This window comes from Nostoc sp. NMS8 (assembly GCF_017115045.1).
Taxonomy (GTDB): domain Bacteria; phylum Cyanobacteriota; class Cyanobacteriia; order Cyanobacteriales; family Nostocaceae; genus Nostoc.
The window spans coordinates 100,790-116,201 of sequence record NZ_JABXKK010000096.1 but is presented as its reverse complement, the minus strand read 5'-3'; the positions used below and the strand labels follow the sequence as shown (position 1 = coordinate 116,201).

Annotated in this window: 11 protein-coding genes and 1 pseudogene; 8 read left to right on the top strand and 4 right to left on the bottom strand. The window is 40.8% G+C overall.

Annotation, left to right across the window (positions count from 1 at the left end):
* Positions 1-109 precede the first annotated feature (109 nt).
* A complete protein-coding gene (locus HWQ39_RS22510) occupies positions 110-1,459 on the top strand; it encodes a lipid-A-disaccharide synthase-related protein (protein ID WP_292849742.1) in 1,350 nt (449 codons plus the stop codon).
* Between the two features lie 60 nt (positions 1,460-1,519).
* Here the strand turns inward: HWQ39_RS22510 and HWQ39_RS22505 are convergent, their stop codons facing one another.
* On the bottom strand, positions 1,520-2,242 hold the full coding sequence (locus tag HWQ39_RS22505) for a response regulator transcription factor (protein WP_292849739.1): 723 nt from the start codon (positions 2,240-2,242) through the stop codon (positions 1,520-1,522).
* A gap of 1,069 nt (positions 2,243-3,311) precedes the next feature.
* Here HWQ39_RS22505 and HWQ39_RS22500 point away from each other — a divergent pair.
* The 3 genes and pseudogenes from HWQ39_RS22500 (at position 3,312) to HWQ39_RS22490 (ending at position 7,119) form a co-directional block, all read left to right on the top strand.
* A complete protein-coding gene (locus tag HWQ39_RS22500; protein ID WP_292849737.1) occupies positions 3,312-4,634 on the top strand; it encodes an ATP-binding protein in 1,323 nt (440 codons plus the stop codon).
* A 40-nt stretch (positions 4,635-4,674) separates the two neighbouring features.
* On the top strand, positions 4,675-5,799 hold the full coding sequence (locus tag HWQ39_RS22495; RefSeq protein ID WP_292849735.1) for a hybrid sensor histidine kinase/response regulator: 1,125 nt from the start codon (positions 4,675-4,677) through the stop codon (positions 5,797-5,799).
* A gap of 444 nt (positions 5,800-6,243) precedes the next feature.
* A pseudogene (locus HWQ39_RS22490) lies at positions 6,244-7,119 on the top strand (IS630 family transposase).
* Positions 7,120-7,393: 274 nt separating this feature from the next.
* Here the strand turns inward: HWQ39_RS22490 and HWQ39_RS22485 are convergent.
* Positions 7,394-8,833, bottom strand: a complete 1,440-nt coding sequence (locus HWQ39_RS22485; protein ID WP_292849733.1) for an RtcB family protein — start codon at positions 8,831-8,833, stop codon at positions 7,394-7,396.
* Between the two features lie 419 nt (positions 8,834-9,252).
* Between HWQ39_RS22485 and HWQ39_RS22480 the strand changes: the two genes are divergently transcribed.
* The 3 genes from HWQ39_RS22480 to HWQ39_RS22470 all read left to right on the top strand — a co-directional run bounded on the left by HWQ39_RS22480 (position 9,253) and on the right by HWQ39_RS22470 (position 12,121).
* Positions 9,253-9,447 (top strand): heavy-metal-associated domain-containing protein, encoded by a 195-nt coding sequence (locus HWQ39_RS22480; RefSeq protein ID WP_292720653.1) that lies wholly within the window; start codon positions 9,253-9,255, stop codon positions 9,445-9,447.
* A gap of 99 nt (positions 9,448-9,546) precedes the next feature.
* Positions 9,547-11,874, top strand: coding sequence for a heavy metal translocating P-type ATPase (locus HWQ39_RS22475; RefSeq protein WP_292849731.1), 2,328 nt, complete (start codon positions 9,547-9,549; stop codon positions 11,872-11,874).
* A 19-nt stretch (positions 11,875-11,893) separates the two neighbouring features.
* Positions 11,894-12,121: a hypothetical protein gene (locus tag HWQ39_RS22470; protein ID WP_292849729.1), complete on the top strand. Its 228-nt coding sequence runs from the start codon at positions 11,894-11,896 to the stop codon at positions 12,119-12,121.
* A 248-nt stretch (positions 12,122-12,369) separates the two neighbouring features.
* Here HWQ39_RS22470 and HWQ39_RS22465 read toward each other — a convergent pair whose 3' ends face one another.
* Positions 12,370-13,026, bottom strand: a complete 657-nt coding sequence (locus HWQ39_RS22465; RefSeq protein ID WP_292849727.1) for a methyltransferase domain-containing protein — start codon at positions 13,024-13,026, stop codon at positions 12,370-12,372.
* A gap of 6 nt (positions 13,027-13,032) precedes the next feature.
* The gene (locus HWQ39_RS22460) at positions 13,033-13,467 is read right to left on the bottom strand and encodes a heavy metal-responsive transcriptional regulator (RefSeq protein ID WP_292849725.1); all 435 of its coding nucleotides are present in this window, start codon (positions 13,465-13,467) and stop codon (positions 13,033-13,035) included.
* 346 nt (positions 13,468-13,813) lie between these two features.
* Here HWQ39_RS22460 and HWQ39_RS22455 point away from each other — a divergent pair, with 346 nt between their 5' ends.
* Positions 13,814-14,902: an aromatic ring-hydroxylating dioxygenase subunit alpha gene (locus HWQ39_RS22455; protein WP_292849723.1), complete on the top strand. Its 1,089-nt coding sequence runs from the start codon at positions 13,814-13,816 to the stop codon at positions 14,900-14,902.
* Positions 14,903-15,412 lie beyond the last annotated feature (510 nt).

Genomic DNA, 15,412 nt, shown 5'->3' with positions numbered 1-15,412 from the left:
TTGTAGGGAAGTAAAGAAATAGGGATAATACTAACTTCCAGCTGCTTCGTCGATTTCCCTATTTATACCTCTTAGCTAAACAGACAGTTAATTTTGATATTTTGTTTCTATGAGTAATGTATCTCGGTCATCTCTAGCTTCTAACTCCCCTCCTTTGCGGTTACTTGTATTAAGTAACGGTCATGGGGAAGATATGATTGCAGTTCGGATTTTGCAAGAACTCCAACGACAACCAAACCCACCACAGATATTTGCTTTACCTTTGGTGGGCGAAGGACGTGCTTATGAACAGTTGGATATCCCCTTTATCGGTTCAGTCCTTAATATGCCTTCTGGCGGCTTTATTTATATGGATGGTCGTCAATTAGCGCGGGATGTACGCGGTGGTTTATTGCAACTGACTCTCAGCCAGATTAAAGCTGTCCGCCGTTGGGTAAGTTCTCAAAAAAAATTAGGTAATAAAAGAGCAATTTTAGCAGTGGGAGATATTGTCCCCTTGTTGTTTGCAACTTTCAGTGGCGCTAATTATGCTTTTGTCGGTACGGCGAAATCTGAATATTATGTGCGGGATGAAGCTGGATTATTGCCACGGAAATCTAAAAATGCGCGTTGGGAAAACTTTTCCGGTTCAGTTTATCATCCTTGGGAACGCTGGTTAATGAGTCGTCGCCGTTGTAAGGCGGTGTTTCCTAGAGATGGGTTGACGACGGAAACATTAAAACAATGGCCAATTCCAGCTTTTAGTTTGGGTAATCCCATGATGGATGGTTTAGAACCAACGTTTTCACGCCAACAATTTTATAGTCAAGATGTCCAACAGCGAGAAATAGTTAGACCTTTTGTAGTAACTCTTCTTCCTGGTTCTCGCCCGCCAGAGGCATATACTAACTGGGAAACTATTATGATTGCCGTATCTGCATTGATGGCAAGTTTTCAGGAGAGAGATTCGATCTTTTATACTTCTAAAATAGTGGTATTTTTAGGTGCGATCGCTCCTGGGTTAGACTCTAATATTTTATCCCAAAGTGTGCAATCTCAAGGCTGGCGCACTGAATCAGCATCTCCGATCCAAATCTCCGATCCAAATGCCTTGACATTTAAACAAAGAAATGCTTATTTATTCTTGACACAACAAGCCTATAATGATTGCTTGCATTTGGGAGATATAGCGATCGCAATGGCAGGTACAGCCACAGAACAGTTTATCGGTTTAGGGAAACCTGCGATCGCGATTCCCGGTAATGGGCCGCAGTATAACCCTGCCTTTGCTGAAGCTCAAAGTCGTCTTCTCGGCTCATCCTTGATTTTAATTGATCACCCAGCAGAAATTGCCAAGGTTGTACAGTCTCTCTTCAAAGATCCTGATATTTTACAAATTATTGCCGAAAATGGTGGGCGACGCATGGGTAAACCAGGAGCCGCACTACGTATTGCAGAATGTTTACAGGAACGATTTTGAATGGGAATTGGAGAAAGGGGAAATAAAATTCCTAACTCTTAACTCAGTACTCACCACTCCTCATGCTACCAACCCAGAACGTAAGGCTCTCACAGCAGCTTGTGTACGATCGTCAGCACACAGTTTATTTAGAATATTGCGAACATGGGTTTTTACAGTACCAACTGTAATGTAGAGTTTCTCGGCAATTTGCCCATTGCTACACCCACCTACAATCAACTCTAGTATTTCCAATTCCCGTTGAGTTAGGGGATATGTTTCTAAAACTTGCTCATATTCTGATGCCAGTGCCTCAATTTTTACAGTTTTCGGCTTGTCAGAACCTTGACTTTCTCCAGGAATACCTTGGCGCATCTTCCGCAGTACCACGTTGGCAATTGCCGGATCAATCCAAGAGTTCCCGCCGTGAGTTGCTTGGATCGCCTCAGTTAATTTACTGATGCTGGTTTCTTTCATGTAATAAGAATCAGCACCAGCGGCAAAGGCTGCTAGTACAGCATCCTCTGTATGATCCATTGTCAAGATAAGAATCTTCGTATTTGATTGCCCAGTTTCCGTCTGATAGCGTCTGAATTTACGAGTGAGTTCGATGCCATCCATATCAGGCAAGCCAATATCTACAACCGCTACGTCTGGCTTTGCCGTTTCTAAAAGTTTTAATCCTTGGGTAGCATTTGCCGCTTCGCCAATTACTTTTAATGCACTGTGAGACTGTAATGCTGCTCGTAGTCCCATTCGTGTTAAATCATGATCTTCAATTAAAATAATACTAATTTCATTCATCGCTACACTCACTATTGTGTTGTTTGCAACCTTTCAAAATATTACCTTTTGTAACTTCTCTCTCTTATTATCCCAAACTAAAGATAGATGATATTTCAACCCGTCTGCATCCACCGATAGAAATAATAAATACCCGAAAATTTTACATTTAGATAGAGGACAAATCTAGCTGAAGATATATAGATACTTACATAAAAAGTATGAAATATTGAAACGAATGCCAAATTGCTACTCCCTACTTATAATTCAGCTTTGAGTTGCTATGTTCCATATAGTATTATTTTGTATACAACTTTAAAAAAAGATTACGAAAGTGAAAAAATTACAACGTGTCGAAGTTGCTTTACGAGAAAGTAAATGATGGTTTCAAGCGGTTTTTAACCAAACCTTTGGATTCATTCGATTGATGGAGCCTTTGTCAGGAAGCTTTGTTAGAGGCTTAAATATTAGTATTTTTTCAAACACTGTAATTACGATATGTCTGTAAAAATACTAGTAAGTTGGCTAGCGATCGCTAAGAAAATTGTCGAAATTGCAGCAGGTAAAATGACTTCAGATTCATCAATAGGTATAGACAGTATTTTGTTATTTACCTAATTTAATCAATCTAAAGGGTAAAACTGTTCAAGCTTATAGTACAGGATAATACTATGCAACTCTCACCAATGACTGACGACGGTCACTTACTCACTCAATTACAATTGGTATTAAGCTTGATAAAGTATTCTATTTTACTTTATATCAGTTCTATCTGCTGTCTTCAGTTCAATAGTTTTAAGTTTGTTAATTGCTAATTTTTTGAGAGCTATCGATCAGTTTACTAAGAGTTTTATTCCCAAACTCTGCTAAGTTAATCCAATTGAAAATACAACAGACTGAATTCAAACCAAGGCAATGTCCAAAATGTTGAGATTATTGCAACGCTCAACGTTTCAGACACTATACAAAATGTCTTAATCAATCAAGTTACAAATTTTAGATGTACGAAAATATTATATTCTTTAGTTGGATAATCTGAAAATAGAAATATTATACATCAACCTATGTTTGGCGGCAAAAATAAAAACCGATGGAAGAGACGCTGAAAATTTTGGTTGTAGACGATAATGAAGTAGACCGGATAGCCATTCGTTCGGCTTTAACTCAAGCAGGCGTCCCGGTTGAACTGTCTGAAATAGGCGATGGAAATGAAGCATTTTCTGCATTAAGCACTACTGCATATCATTGTGTTTTTCTCGACTATCGCTTACCAGACCAAGATGGACTGACCTTGATTCAACAGCTACGTTCTTCAGAAATTAAAATTCCTTTAGTAGTCCTAACTGGTCAAGGAGATGAACAAATTACTCTCCAATTATTGAAAGCTGGTGCTACAGACTATCTCTCTAAGTCTAGAATATCTCCAGAAAGTTTGTCGCAGGTTTTGCGAAGTGCGATTCGCATTTATCAAGCAGAAATGCAAACAGATTTGGCCAGCCAGCAGCTTAGAGAAACTCATGAAGAACTTATTTCTAAGAACCAAGAACTGGAGAGACAACAGCAACACATTCAAATGCAAAACTTTAAGTTATTGGAGGCATCACGTCTAAAATCACTCTTTTTAGCAACTATGTCTCATGAATTTAGAACGCCGATGAATGCGATTATTGGTTTTTCACAAATTTTATTGCGTCCTAAGTTCGGTCAACTAACGCACCAGCAAAGAGATATGGTTGAGCGGATATTAAATAATGGAAAGCATTTGCTAATGTTACTCAATGAAGTCCTCGACTTTTCCAAGCTGGAGGGAGGAGGATTAGACTTAAAGGCAGAAATATTTGATATATCAAATGTAATAAATCTCGCTGTTGGTGAAATACGCTCCCTAGCTAAGGCTAAAAATCTCTCATTGTTAGTGCAAACTAATTTGCAAAATCCTTTGATATTTAACGATCCAGTTCGGATCAAACAGATTTTAATTAACCTACTCTCTAACGCCATTAAATTCACCGAGTCTGGTGAAATTTGGGTTGAAGTTAAAGAACTACCTGCAAATCGAGTATTAATTATTGTTCAAGATACAGGTATTGGCATAGCACCGAAAGATTTTAAACATATTTTTGAAGCATTTCGGCAAGTAGATCAAACTATCACTCGCAAATATCCAGGTACAGGTCTGGGTTTGGCAATTATCGATTCACTGGTGCGAATGATGGGTGGCAAAATATTTCTTGAGAGCAAAGTAGGGGTTGGTTCAATGTTTAAAATTGAATTGCCACGTCGAATTACATTACCGACTGTAGAAGCTGATGCTCCAACTTCGCAGTTACATGATGATAATTTTTTTGACCCTGCTAAAAATCCTCCTCAGTCATCTTATCGAGGTAGGAAACCATCAAATAGGATATCCTAAATTTACAACTATAAATTACTTCCAAAAAAACTGATAAATCATGTCTGTAGTTGAAAATAATAAAATTTATCGTATCCTTGTAGTTGACGACACTCAAGATAATCTCATTTTAGTTCAAGTAATTTTAGAAAGTGAGGGCTATGAAATTGATTTGGCTTCAGATGGAATAAAGGCTTTGCAGAAAATTGATCAATCTCCACCCGATCTAATTCTGTTAGATGTGATGATGCCAGGGATAGATGGTTATGAAGTCACACGTCGGATTCGGAAAAACCCTGCAATATCTTATATTCCAATTTTGTTGATTACTGCGTTTCACCAATCCAGCGTTGTCGAAGGTTTGGATGCTGGTGCTGATGATTTTATTCGTAAACCATTTGATACTGATGAACTACTGGCAAGAGTGCGATCGCTATTGCGTCTCAAGCACAGTCTAGACGAACAACAAAAAATGGCCCGCCAACGGGAAGACTTTGTTTCCCGTCTGACTCATGATTTGCGAACTCCCCTAGTAGCCGCCGATCGCATGTTGAACTTGTTTGAAATGGAAACATTCTGCAAAATTCCGCCGGAAATGAAACAGGCGATCGCAGTTATGATTCGCAGTAACCAAAATTTGATGGAAATGGTGAATACCCTGTTAGAAGTCTATCGCTTCGAGGCAGGTAAAAAAACGTTGAATTGGGAAGAGTGCGATTTACGTGAGATATCTCAAGAAGTAGTCAGTGAACTCAGCCCCTTAACAAATGAAAAAGGCTTGGCTCTGAAAATAGATACCAGTAAATTAGATCCACTGAGTCCAAACGCTGGTATTATTATGGGCGATCGCTTAGAACTACGGCGAGTACTAAACAATCTGGTTGCAAATGCCATCAAATTTACAGATACGGGAGGCATAACCATCCGCATTTTTGAAACACCACCTCAGCCAGGAAATTCCGATTCGGTAACAATTGAGATAGAAGATACAGGATATGGGATTGCGCCAGAAGATCAGGCAACCATTTTTGAGCGATTTCGCCAGGGTAAAAATAAACGCTCAGGTAGTGGCTTAGGGCTACATTTATCCCACCGGATTGTTGAAGGACACGCAGGAAGTATGCAGGTAGTTTCGGAAGTAGATAAAGGTAGCTTATTTACTGTGCAACTACCTAAAAACACTTAAGTCTACTTATTAGCGATCGCGAGATTAGCTTGAGGGGATTCTCTCAGAAATTACATTCAATTTAAGTTTATTCTTTACTTTAAAAAAATATTAATATCAGACTATGGAATATTTTATCTGATACTAAAGGAATAGAAAATATCATAAAAATCTGCAAATTTAGTTTTATGGGACACCATCAAAAAATCATTCATACCATATATGGAGCAATATTTAGATCATTCTATGGATAGTAGAAATAACTATTTTACAAAGTTATGATTCAGCTTAATTAATGCCTGAAAAATGTGTATGCACCCTGGAATAATACCCAGGGTGTTTTTTTATAAAAACTAAATTAATCTGGGATATCTGCTTAAGCACTAAGTATCAAGTATAGCAGCCGCCATCATAGTTAGGACATAGAATAGAAAAGCCCTTAAACTTTTCCGTCCTATTTCTGTCATGCCCAAACCCTACAGCTACGACCTGCGCCAAAAAGTTATTGAGGCGATCGAACTCAATGGCATGAAGCGCTGTGAAGCCAGCGAACATTTTAACTGTCTTCCGCAACACCATTAATTTATGGTTGCGACGTAAAGCTCAGACGGGGGACTTCCAAGCCAAAGTAAGTGAGCATCGGGGCAAGAATAACAAGATCGCTGACTGGGAGAAATTTCGAGCCTTTGCCGAAACCTATGGCGATAAAACCCAGGTAGAAATGGCTGAGTTGTGGGATGAAGAGATCAGCGATCGCACAATATCACGTGCCTTGAAGAAAATTGGGTTTACGCGAAAAAAAAGACCTACGGCTACCGTGAAAGAGATGAACAATTACGCCAAGCCTTTGTCGAACAGCTAGCCACCCTTAAAAATGAACAGATTGTTTACGCGGATGAGTCAGGTATGGATCATCGAGACGACTATGGCTATGGTTACAGTCCTCAAGGAGAGCGCTTTCATGACCTGAAGTCCGGTCGCAGAACAGGTCGAGTCAACATGATTGCTGCACTTTGTGGGCAACAGCTTTTAGCACCGTTCACGATTGAAGGAGCTTGCAATCGAGAGGTATTTGAAACTTGGTTAGAAACGTGCTTGATTCCCACCCTGAGACCAGGGCAGAAACTGGTGATTGACAATGCCACCTTTCATAAAGGCGGACGCATTCAGCAACTGGTTCGGGCTGTAGGCTGTGAGGTGTGGTACTTACCACCCTATTCACCAGACTTAAACCGGATTGAAAAATGCTGGTCGTGGCTAAAAAGCCGCATTCGCAAACAACTAAAGCATTTTGAAACACTCCGAGAAGCCATAGAGCATGTCCTCAATTTAGCGTCCTAACCAATCTGGCGGTTGCTATATATAGAGATTTAGCTGAGTGTTAAACCTTTTTTTGGATCAAGCGAAGAAATTTAAGCTTGCCATGCGAGTAGACATCGTTCTCATTCATGACGTTGGGGAAATTCCCACGCAACTAGTTAATTGCAAAATAATCATCAATGCGATGTAGTTATTGCATTACTACGGATTTATTATAGCTTCACAAATGCGATCCTAAATAAGGGAATAAAGATGGATGCCCCTGGATGTGAACCAGGGGCTTTTTATTTAGTAGCTACGCCTTAAAAGTCAACACTGGACTCAACCGTGCTACAATATCCACCATTTCTGCCTCAACTTGCACATCAATCACAGACTGAATCGGTTTGTAAGCAGCTGGCGCTTCCTCAATTCGGCGTTCTTCACGCAGGGTAATGCAGTCTACGCCAGTTAATCCCAGTTCAGACTCACTTTGAGATGCACCTTTGCGACTGAGATCGAAGCGAGAACGAATTCTTCCCGCCCCATGTGACGCGGAATTACAAAATGCTGGATTGCCTCTACCCACCATCAGATAAGAATAAGCACCCATTGAACCAGGGATAATCACTGGTTGTCCTATATGGGCGGGACAAGCGCCTTTGCGTGTCACCCATCCTTCACCTTCTGGCAAGGTGATGTTATGGGACAAATCGTAAACTAGAGGTGCTTCTACATCTTTGTATACTTCTCGTAAACGCAGACGTAGCAATTCTGCTAACAGCAAGCGATTGACAAAAGCATAGTTAGCAGCAGTGGCCTCAGCTTGCAGGTAACTAGCAACTAGTCCCGGGTGAGAATGGGTAGAGAGAGGAAAAATCTGAGAATCAGGATACTTTAGACCTTTTTGCCAAGTCGCCTTAGCTTTATCCCGCCACATTCCGCCGATATACTTACCCACATTTCGAGAACCAGAGTGAATCATAAAAGCTAGCTGTCCCTCGCGCACTCCCCAGGCGTGGGCAAGTGGGCGATTTTCGACTTTATCAACTCGCTGCACTTCGACAAAATGATTACCACCGCCAATGGTTGCCAGTCCGCCATCGCGTACTAGTCCAGCATCAGGAACCAATTCTTCCGGCGCAAGTTTCCAGTCACCATCCATTGAACCACCTAAAAAGATGCGTTCGCTCTCTTGGGCAAGTTGCTGCAAATCAGACTTGACTACACTCCCCATAGGATTATCTAGCATGGCATCCAGCCAACCAGGAACACCGTATTGAAATAGCGATCGCATTGCTTGAGCAGTCATCGTTACATCACGCGTACCGAAGAAGTAATCGCCCTTCATCCGTTCTACGAATTGGTTACGCTTTGCCAGGAATTCATCGATTGTCAAATCAACAACATGCAGGCGCATCCCACAATTGATGTCAGAACCGACAGCACCAGGGATGACTTGACCCACAGTTGCTATGACTGAACCGATAGCAACACCAGCATCACCTGGGTGAAAGTCAGGCGTAGCACAGGCACGACAAACACATCCACCTGATGGGTGGCGGACGCTTGCTAAATTCGCTAACTGCTTTAATGCCTTAGCTTCTACTGGAAAATCTTCTGGTAGTAGCACTTCTGCTACAGGGGCATCAGGAGAATTAACTAAACGAACTGAATAAGTACGATTGTTATAAGTTACATCTAAACCTTGCCGCTCTAAAGCACGCAAGAGACGTTTGAGATTTTTTGGCTGCATGAAAACTCCAAATAGAGTCTTAAATAAGACCCTTGGTTGTGAAGAGATAGGGAGACTTGGGTTCAGCAGCCGCGTCTCAAGTAGTGCAGCAGGTCATTTTCCCAGAACTGTGGGGAAAACAACAGGTTAATTCTGACTAATGTGGTTATATAGCCTTAATAACACACACTTTCATCTGATGACAAGCGTTTTGTAGTACGTTGTATTTTTGATGGAGAACGGTTACTCAGTTAAACCAAACTTGTAAAGAAATTTGAAGTTTAGCGAAAAAGTTTTAAAAATCTCTAGACTCTCCAGCCGGCTAGAGAGTCTAGGATGAATTTAAGACGACCCTCAACCAGAAATTTCTGATGTGTGAGGGATACGTCTCAGTCATCCAGCTTGGTCTGGCAAGGTTGTTCATTTTATCCCGTAAATCTATGACTCTCCAACTCACAGTTCCCAGCATGTCTTGTTCTGTTTGTGCAAGCAAGATCACCAAAGCACTTCAGGCAGTCGATGCCAATGCTAGCGTTCAGGCTGATCCAACAACCAAGCTGGTCAATGTAGAAACTCAAGCATCAGAAACAGCAATTAAGGAAGCGTTGGCTGCTGCTGGTTATCCAGTTGCTTAAGGGAATTGGGGACTGGGTACTGGGAGAATGATCAATCTCCAATCCCCAATCCCTAATCCCTAATTCCCAATCCCTAATCCCCAATCCCCAATCCCCAACATGGATACTCTCACGCTCAAACTTCGAGGCATGAGTTGTGCCGCTTGCGCCAATAACATCGAAAAGGCGATTCGCTCTGTTTCTGGGGTAATTGACTGCAATGTTAATTTTGGAGCAGAGCAAGCCACTATCAAGTACGATCGCTCTTTAGCAAATTTAGAGAAAATCCAAGGTGCGATCGCAGCTGCGGGATACTCTTCTGACTCACTCCAAGAAGAATTACTTTCCCAAGAAGATGATGCTGAAAAAGCGAGTAGGCAAGCATTACAACGCCAACTTTCCCTCAAAGTAGCGATGGGAGGCGTAATCAGCATTTTTCTACTTTTGGGGTCATTGCCCATGATGACGGGGCTAAATTTACCTTTAATCCCAAACTTCCTGCAAAATCCTTGGCTACAGTTAGTGCTGACAACACCAGTCGTGTTGTGGTGTGGTGGATCTTTTTACCGCAATGGCTGGAAATCCCTCAAGCGTCATACGGCGACGATGGACACGCTGATTGCTTTGGGTACAAGTGCAGCGTATCTATATTCTTTGTTTGTCACTGTTTTTCCGAAATTTTTGATTGCTCAAGGCTTGATACCTCATGTTTATTATGAAGTTGCCGCTTTTGTAATTACCTTAATTTTGCTGGGGCGATTGTTGGAAAATCGTGCTAGAGGACAAACTTCTGAAGCTATCCGCAAACTCATTGGATTGCAAGCTAGAGATGCCAGAGTTATCCGTGATGGTAGAGAAATTGATGTTCCCATTGCCGAAGTCAGAATCAACGATGTGATTTTAGTGCGTCCTGGTGAAAAGGTTCCGGTAGATGGCGAAGTGATTGCAGGCGCTTCGACGGTAGATGAAGCGATGGTAACTGGTGAAAGTTTACCAGTCAAAAAGCAGCCAGGAAATGAGGTAATTGGGGCGACGATTAACGGTGCGGGTGCATTTCAGTTTCGGGTGACACGAGTCGGAAATGATACATTTTTGGCTCAAATTGTCAAACTAGTGCAACAAGCGCAAGGTTCTAAAGCACCAATTCAGCGCTTGGCAGATCAAGTGACAGGATGGTTTGTAGCAGCTGTAATTGCCGTTGCGATCGCCACTTTCGTCATTTGGTTTAATTTCACTGGCAACCTCACCCTAGCCACAATGACAACGGTAGGTGTACTGATTATCGCTTGTCCTTGCGCTTTGGGTTTAGCTACTCCCACATCTGTAATGGTAGGGACAGGCAAAGGTGCAGAAAATGGCATCTTGATTAAGGGTGCTGACAGCTTAGAACTAGCACACAAAATTCAAACCATTGTTCTAGATAAAACTGGCACTTTGACTCAAGGGAAACCCACGGTTACAGACTTTGTAACTGTCAACGGCACAGTTAATGGTAATGAACTCCAACTTTTACAGTTAGCAGCAACGGTAGAACGTAATTCTGAGCATCCTTTAGCTGAAGCGGTTGTAAAATATGCTCAGTCTCAAGAAGTGAATTTAATAGATGCAAAGAACTTCGTGGCTAATGCAGGTAGTGGTGTGCAAGCAGTTGTGGCAAATCAGCTTGTGCAAATTGGTACACAACGCTGGTTAACAGCACTTGGAATTAATACCATAAGTCTCCAGCAGTATAAAGATGCCTGGGAAGCCGCAGGTAAAACAGTTATTTTGATTGCTGTAGAAGGCGAATTACAAGGAATAATGGGTATTGCCGATGCCCTCAAACCTTCGTCAGCAGCAGTGGTGAAAGCCTTACAGAAATTAGGTTTAGAAGTAGTAATGCTTACTGGAGACAATCGTAAAACTGCTGATGCGATCGCAAGACAAGTTGGCATCCAGCGAATCTTTGCCGAAGTGCGGCCAGATCAAAAAGCGGCGATTATCCAATCTCTTCAGAAAGGGGGACTAGGGACTAGGGAATGGGGACTAGGGAAATTTCTTCTCAATACCCAATCCCTAGTACCCAATCCCCAATCCATTGTTGCAATGGTAGGTGATGGCATAAATGATGCGCCAGCCTTAGCACAGGCTGACGTGGGAATTGCCATTGGTACGGGAACAGATGTAGCGATCGCAGCTAGCGATATCACCTTAATTTCTGGAGATTTACAAGGAATTGTCACAGCAATTCAACTCAGCCGTGCCACCATCAACAATATTAAGCAAAATCTCTTCTTTGCCTTTATTTACAACGTCATTGGTATTCCCATTGCGGCAGGAATTTTGTTCCCCATTTTTGGTTGGTTACTCAACCCAATTATTGCCGGTGCTGCAATGGCTCTTTCTTCGCTCTCTGTTGTTAGCAACGCCCTCAGATTGCGTAACTTTCGACCAAAAATTAACTCATAAATTCAGGGTAATTTAGCAAATGTTCAGTCAAAAAACGCTTTGGGGAAGCCTTATAGCTTTAGTGCTTCTCACTGGAACATCAAGTGTAGCATTCGCAGAAATGCCAGCCCATTCATCAGAGCAAACCAGCCAATTCCAGCGCATTGAGCAACCTTTGGGCTTGAAAATTGGTGTTGCGATCGCAGGTTTAGCCTTGATTGGATTAGAGTTGTGGTGGTTTCTTCTCTATAAAAATTTTGATTCTTGATTGGTGTCAATCCTGAGAGGTGTTTTGAATAATCGGACAAATTGTCTCCTCTTTTTCTTTGAGTCCCGCTACGTACATTTGGTGCTTCTCTAGCTTGCTACCTGTTTGGTATCCATATAGTTTCCCTAGCGAGTGGGAACCCCTAGATTGTAATACTGAGTTGCAATTAAATATAATAACTTGAGTCTTTGAGGCTGAAACTTTTAGCCAATGTCAGGTTACTGAAACGATAGATTGACAGCGCACTATTAAAGCGCTTTTTCAATCCAAGCAACACGAGTGAGTATCCAACCATCTACTTCTTGAGCGATGGTACTCTCCTGTACTTGAAATCCAAGCTGTTGTAAATACATTTCAATGTCCACAGGAATTATTCCTCGGCTGCGACTACTGTAGCTGCTGACAATTAATCGTCCTGCTGGTGCAACCAGTTGTTTAAGCAGTCGCCTCAAGTACTCTAGGTGTAAGTTTTCGGGGACATATTCCAGTAATGTGTGTACAAAGTCATACTGCATCGGTGTTTGCAAAGTGAACGCATTCGCAACTACTAAGTTAGTTGCAAACGCAGGTAATCTCATACGTGCTAGTTCAACAAGCTGGAGTGAAATATCTACACCATACGGAGTTAGATAAAACCCTTGCTCACCTGCCCATTGCATCAAACACTCCAACAATAGCCCATTAGCACAGCCCAAATCGAGAAAAGTACCACTTTTATTGACTGCCTTTAGAATCAGCTTTCGCGCAAATTGCCAGCGTTCGGGTGTACTTCCCCAACCCGATTGTTGATAAAAGTTTTTTGAAGATAGATAGGTAACTTCAATCTCGTTTTGTTGAGCATCAAACCAAGCTTTTAGTTGACAGCTATTGGAAGCTTGTTCACTTTGATAGTCATTACTCTCCATATACGCTTATTTCCGCCGACCTGTACTAGTGTTTTGAATTATCGGACAAATTGTGTCCTCATGCTGGTTGCTGATATTCTTCCAGCCTGAAAGTAATCCCTTGATTTCAGAACGTAAAGTTAACAGTTGATCGATTTGGCGATCGATCTGCAAAACCTTCTCTTCAAGTTTTTCTTTAATTTCACCGCAAGGAGTTTGCCCTTGATCGTAAACCTGAAGAATATTTCCAATCTCCTCTAGGCTAAGACCGAGATTTTGTGCCCTTTTAATGAATGCCAGACGAGTTAGCACATCCAATGAAAACTGGCGAAAGCCTCCTTCTGTTCGTCTGAATGAATTGATTAAGCCTAAACTCTCGTAATAACGAATTGTCCTGATGGGTATTCCAGTTAAATCTGTTACCTGACCAATTAAAAGCAGTTTTTTATCTTGAGTTAACATGGTAGACTTCCCCAACTCTTGTAATTATTATTACATATTTTTATAAACGTTAAGTTGTTTGAGAGTTAATCAAAATATTATCATCAGTATTGCAACTTTTTATCTAATTAGAGATTTTACTAAGTTTTAAATGTTCAAATATCTAGTCTAAATATATTTTTTAAATTTAGCTGATCTTAGAATGGCATAATTTTGACATTTTTAATCATATTTTTTCAAGATTTTACCTGATAAGCTTTATTCATTTATTGGGTAGCTGTTGCTCATGGTACTGAAAGTAACTGTTTTTTTAGAGTTCCCATGTTACTTCTAGATTAACTGCTTCACTTCAAGTGAAACCATAAAAATGAATCTCAACTCGCAGACTTTTAGCTCAATCCGTAAACCTAAAATTTTCAATAATCCAGAGCGTTTTATTGAGGGATGGTATTGGGTAATACCCTCTCAAAATCTGCGGGTGGGTGAAGTAAAACCTGTCACGATTTTGGGTAAAGAATTAGTAATTTACCGTGGTAAAGACAAAAAGGTAGTTACTTTTGATGCCTACTGTCCACACATGGGCGCTCACCTTGCTGAGGGTAAAGTTGAAGGTAATGCACTACGTTGTTTTTTCCACCACTGGAAGTTTGATGCTGAGGGGATGTGTATTAATATCCCATGTTTAGATACACCACCTTCTCTACAATTACAAACTTGGCCCACTGCTGAAAAATACGGGATGATTTGGGTTTGGACTGGAGAAATACCACAACAACCTCTACCTTTTGTTCCAGAGTTAGAACAAAAAGAGTGTGATGTCGCCATCCATTCTCACTTCTCACTGAACTGTCACCCCAACGTGGTGATGATTAATGCGATTGATGCTCAACACCTCAATACAGTTCACAAATTGCCACTAGAAATTATTTTTGAAAAACACGAACTGAACGAAAATGCAATTATCTTTAGTAATACTACACCCATCAAAGACAATTTCTCGTTGATTAAGCTCATCCGTCTTTTCTACAAAAATGTCATAACTTACAGTATTTGCTATTGGTACGGTAGTATTGGCATTGTGACACTTGGCCCTGATTTCTTCCATGTCCACATGATGGTTGCAGTTCGCCTCTACAAAGGCGGAAAAACTGAAGGTCAAGTTCTGTTGATGACTAAAAAACGTAAAGGAATTTTTGGTTGGCTATACAATCGAGTTGTGCTATGGCTGACTAAGATTACAGCTAAGTACTTTCTCATGGGTGACATCAAGATTCTCCAAACAATTCAGTTTGATTTGAAAACTCCCATCAAAGCAGATCACTCAATTATGCAGTTTATTAACCATGTTGACAAACAGCAATCCCTAATGTGGGGGACTTGGAAAGAAGCGCGATCGCACGATATTGAGAGCAAGCCTAAGCGTGAGAGATGGCAAGATACAATGAGTAATGACTAACATCATGTTTAATTGGCCAGAATTCCGTCTGGCTAAATTAAACAGACACGCTTTCATACCATTGTCAACAATCTTTGTAACAATTAATCGTTTGTAGGGGTGTACAGATGTATGCCCTTACCAATGTATGTTTAGCAGGTATTTTGTAAAATAATATAACAATAAAGTTTAAAGGCTCAATAAAGTTATTTTTGACTTTTAATTGATTTTTTACTGGGCTACTAAATAAATAAAAAGAAGTGGCAAAGCCACTTCCTAATTCCCAGGTAGAACCTAAGTTATGAGTATAACGACTACAAAAACTTGAAATAGTATAAACCAACACCAATTAGCTGAATATCTCTATTTTCCTTGTTTTCTGGGTGGGTAAATCTTAATTTATATGCGCCAAATACGCCAAATAACTGTATATTTACATAAGTCTTATGATTTCAAAATGCAGTTCGGTTGGAAGTTTCAGGTATACGTAAGGGTGACAACAGCCGCGTCAAAGCTAGAGTTAAACAGAAA

What these genes read in the sequence shown, in the direction of transcription:
- HWQ39_RS22510 (WP_292849742.1), top strand. Translation starts at nt 110, where the DNA reads ATGAGTAATGTATCTCGGTCATCTCTAGCTTCTAACTCCCCTCCTTTG.
- HWQ39_RS22505 (WP_292849739.1), bottom strand. Translation starts at nt 2,242, where the DNA reads ATGAATGAAATTAGTATTATTTTAATTGAAGATCATGATTTAACACGA.
- HWQ39_RS22500 (WP_292849737.1), top strand. Translation starts at nt 3,312, where the DNA reads ATGGAAGAGACGCTGAAAATTTTGGTTGTAGACGATAATGAAGTAGAC.
- HWQ39_RS22495 (WP_292849735.1), top strand. Translation starts at nt 4,675, where the DNA reads ATGTCTGTAGTTGAAAATAATAAAATTTATCGTATCCTTGTAGTTGAC.
- HWQ39_RS22485 (WP_292849733.1), bottom strand. Translation starts at nt 8,833, where the DNA reads ATGCAGCCAAAAAATCTCAAACGTCTCTTGCGTGCTTTAGAGCGGCAA.
- HWQ39_RS22480 (WP_292720653.1), top strand. Translation starts at nt 9,253, where the DNA reads ATGACTCTCCAACTCACAGTTCCCAGCATGTCTTGTTCTGTTTGTGCA.
- HWQ39_RS22475 (WP_292849731.1), top strand. Translation starts at nt 9,547, where the DNA reads ATGGATACTCTCACGCTCAAACTTCGAGGCATGAGTTGTGCCGCTTGC.
- HWQ39_RS22470 (WP_292849729.1), top strand. Translation starts at nt 11,894, where the DNA reads ATGTTCAGTCAAAAAACGCTTTGGGGAAGCCTTATAGCTTTAGTGCTT.
- HWQ39_RS22465 (WP_292849727.1), bottom strand. Translation starts at nt 13,026, where the DNA reads ATGGAGAGTAATGACTATCAAAGTGAACAAGCTTCCAATAGCTGTCAA.
- HWQ39_RS22460 (WP_292849725.1), bottom strand. Translation starts at nt 13,467, where the DNA reads ATGTTAACTCAAGATAAAAAACTGCTTTTAATTGGTCAGGTAACAGAT.
- HWQ39_RS22455 (WP_292849723.1), top strand. Translation starts at nt 13,814, where the DNA reads ATGAATCTCAACTCGCAGACTTTTAGCTCAATCCGTAAACCTAAAATT.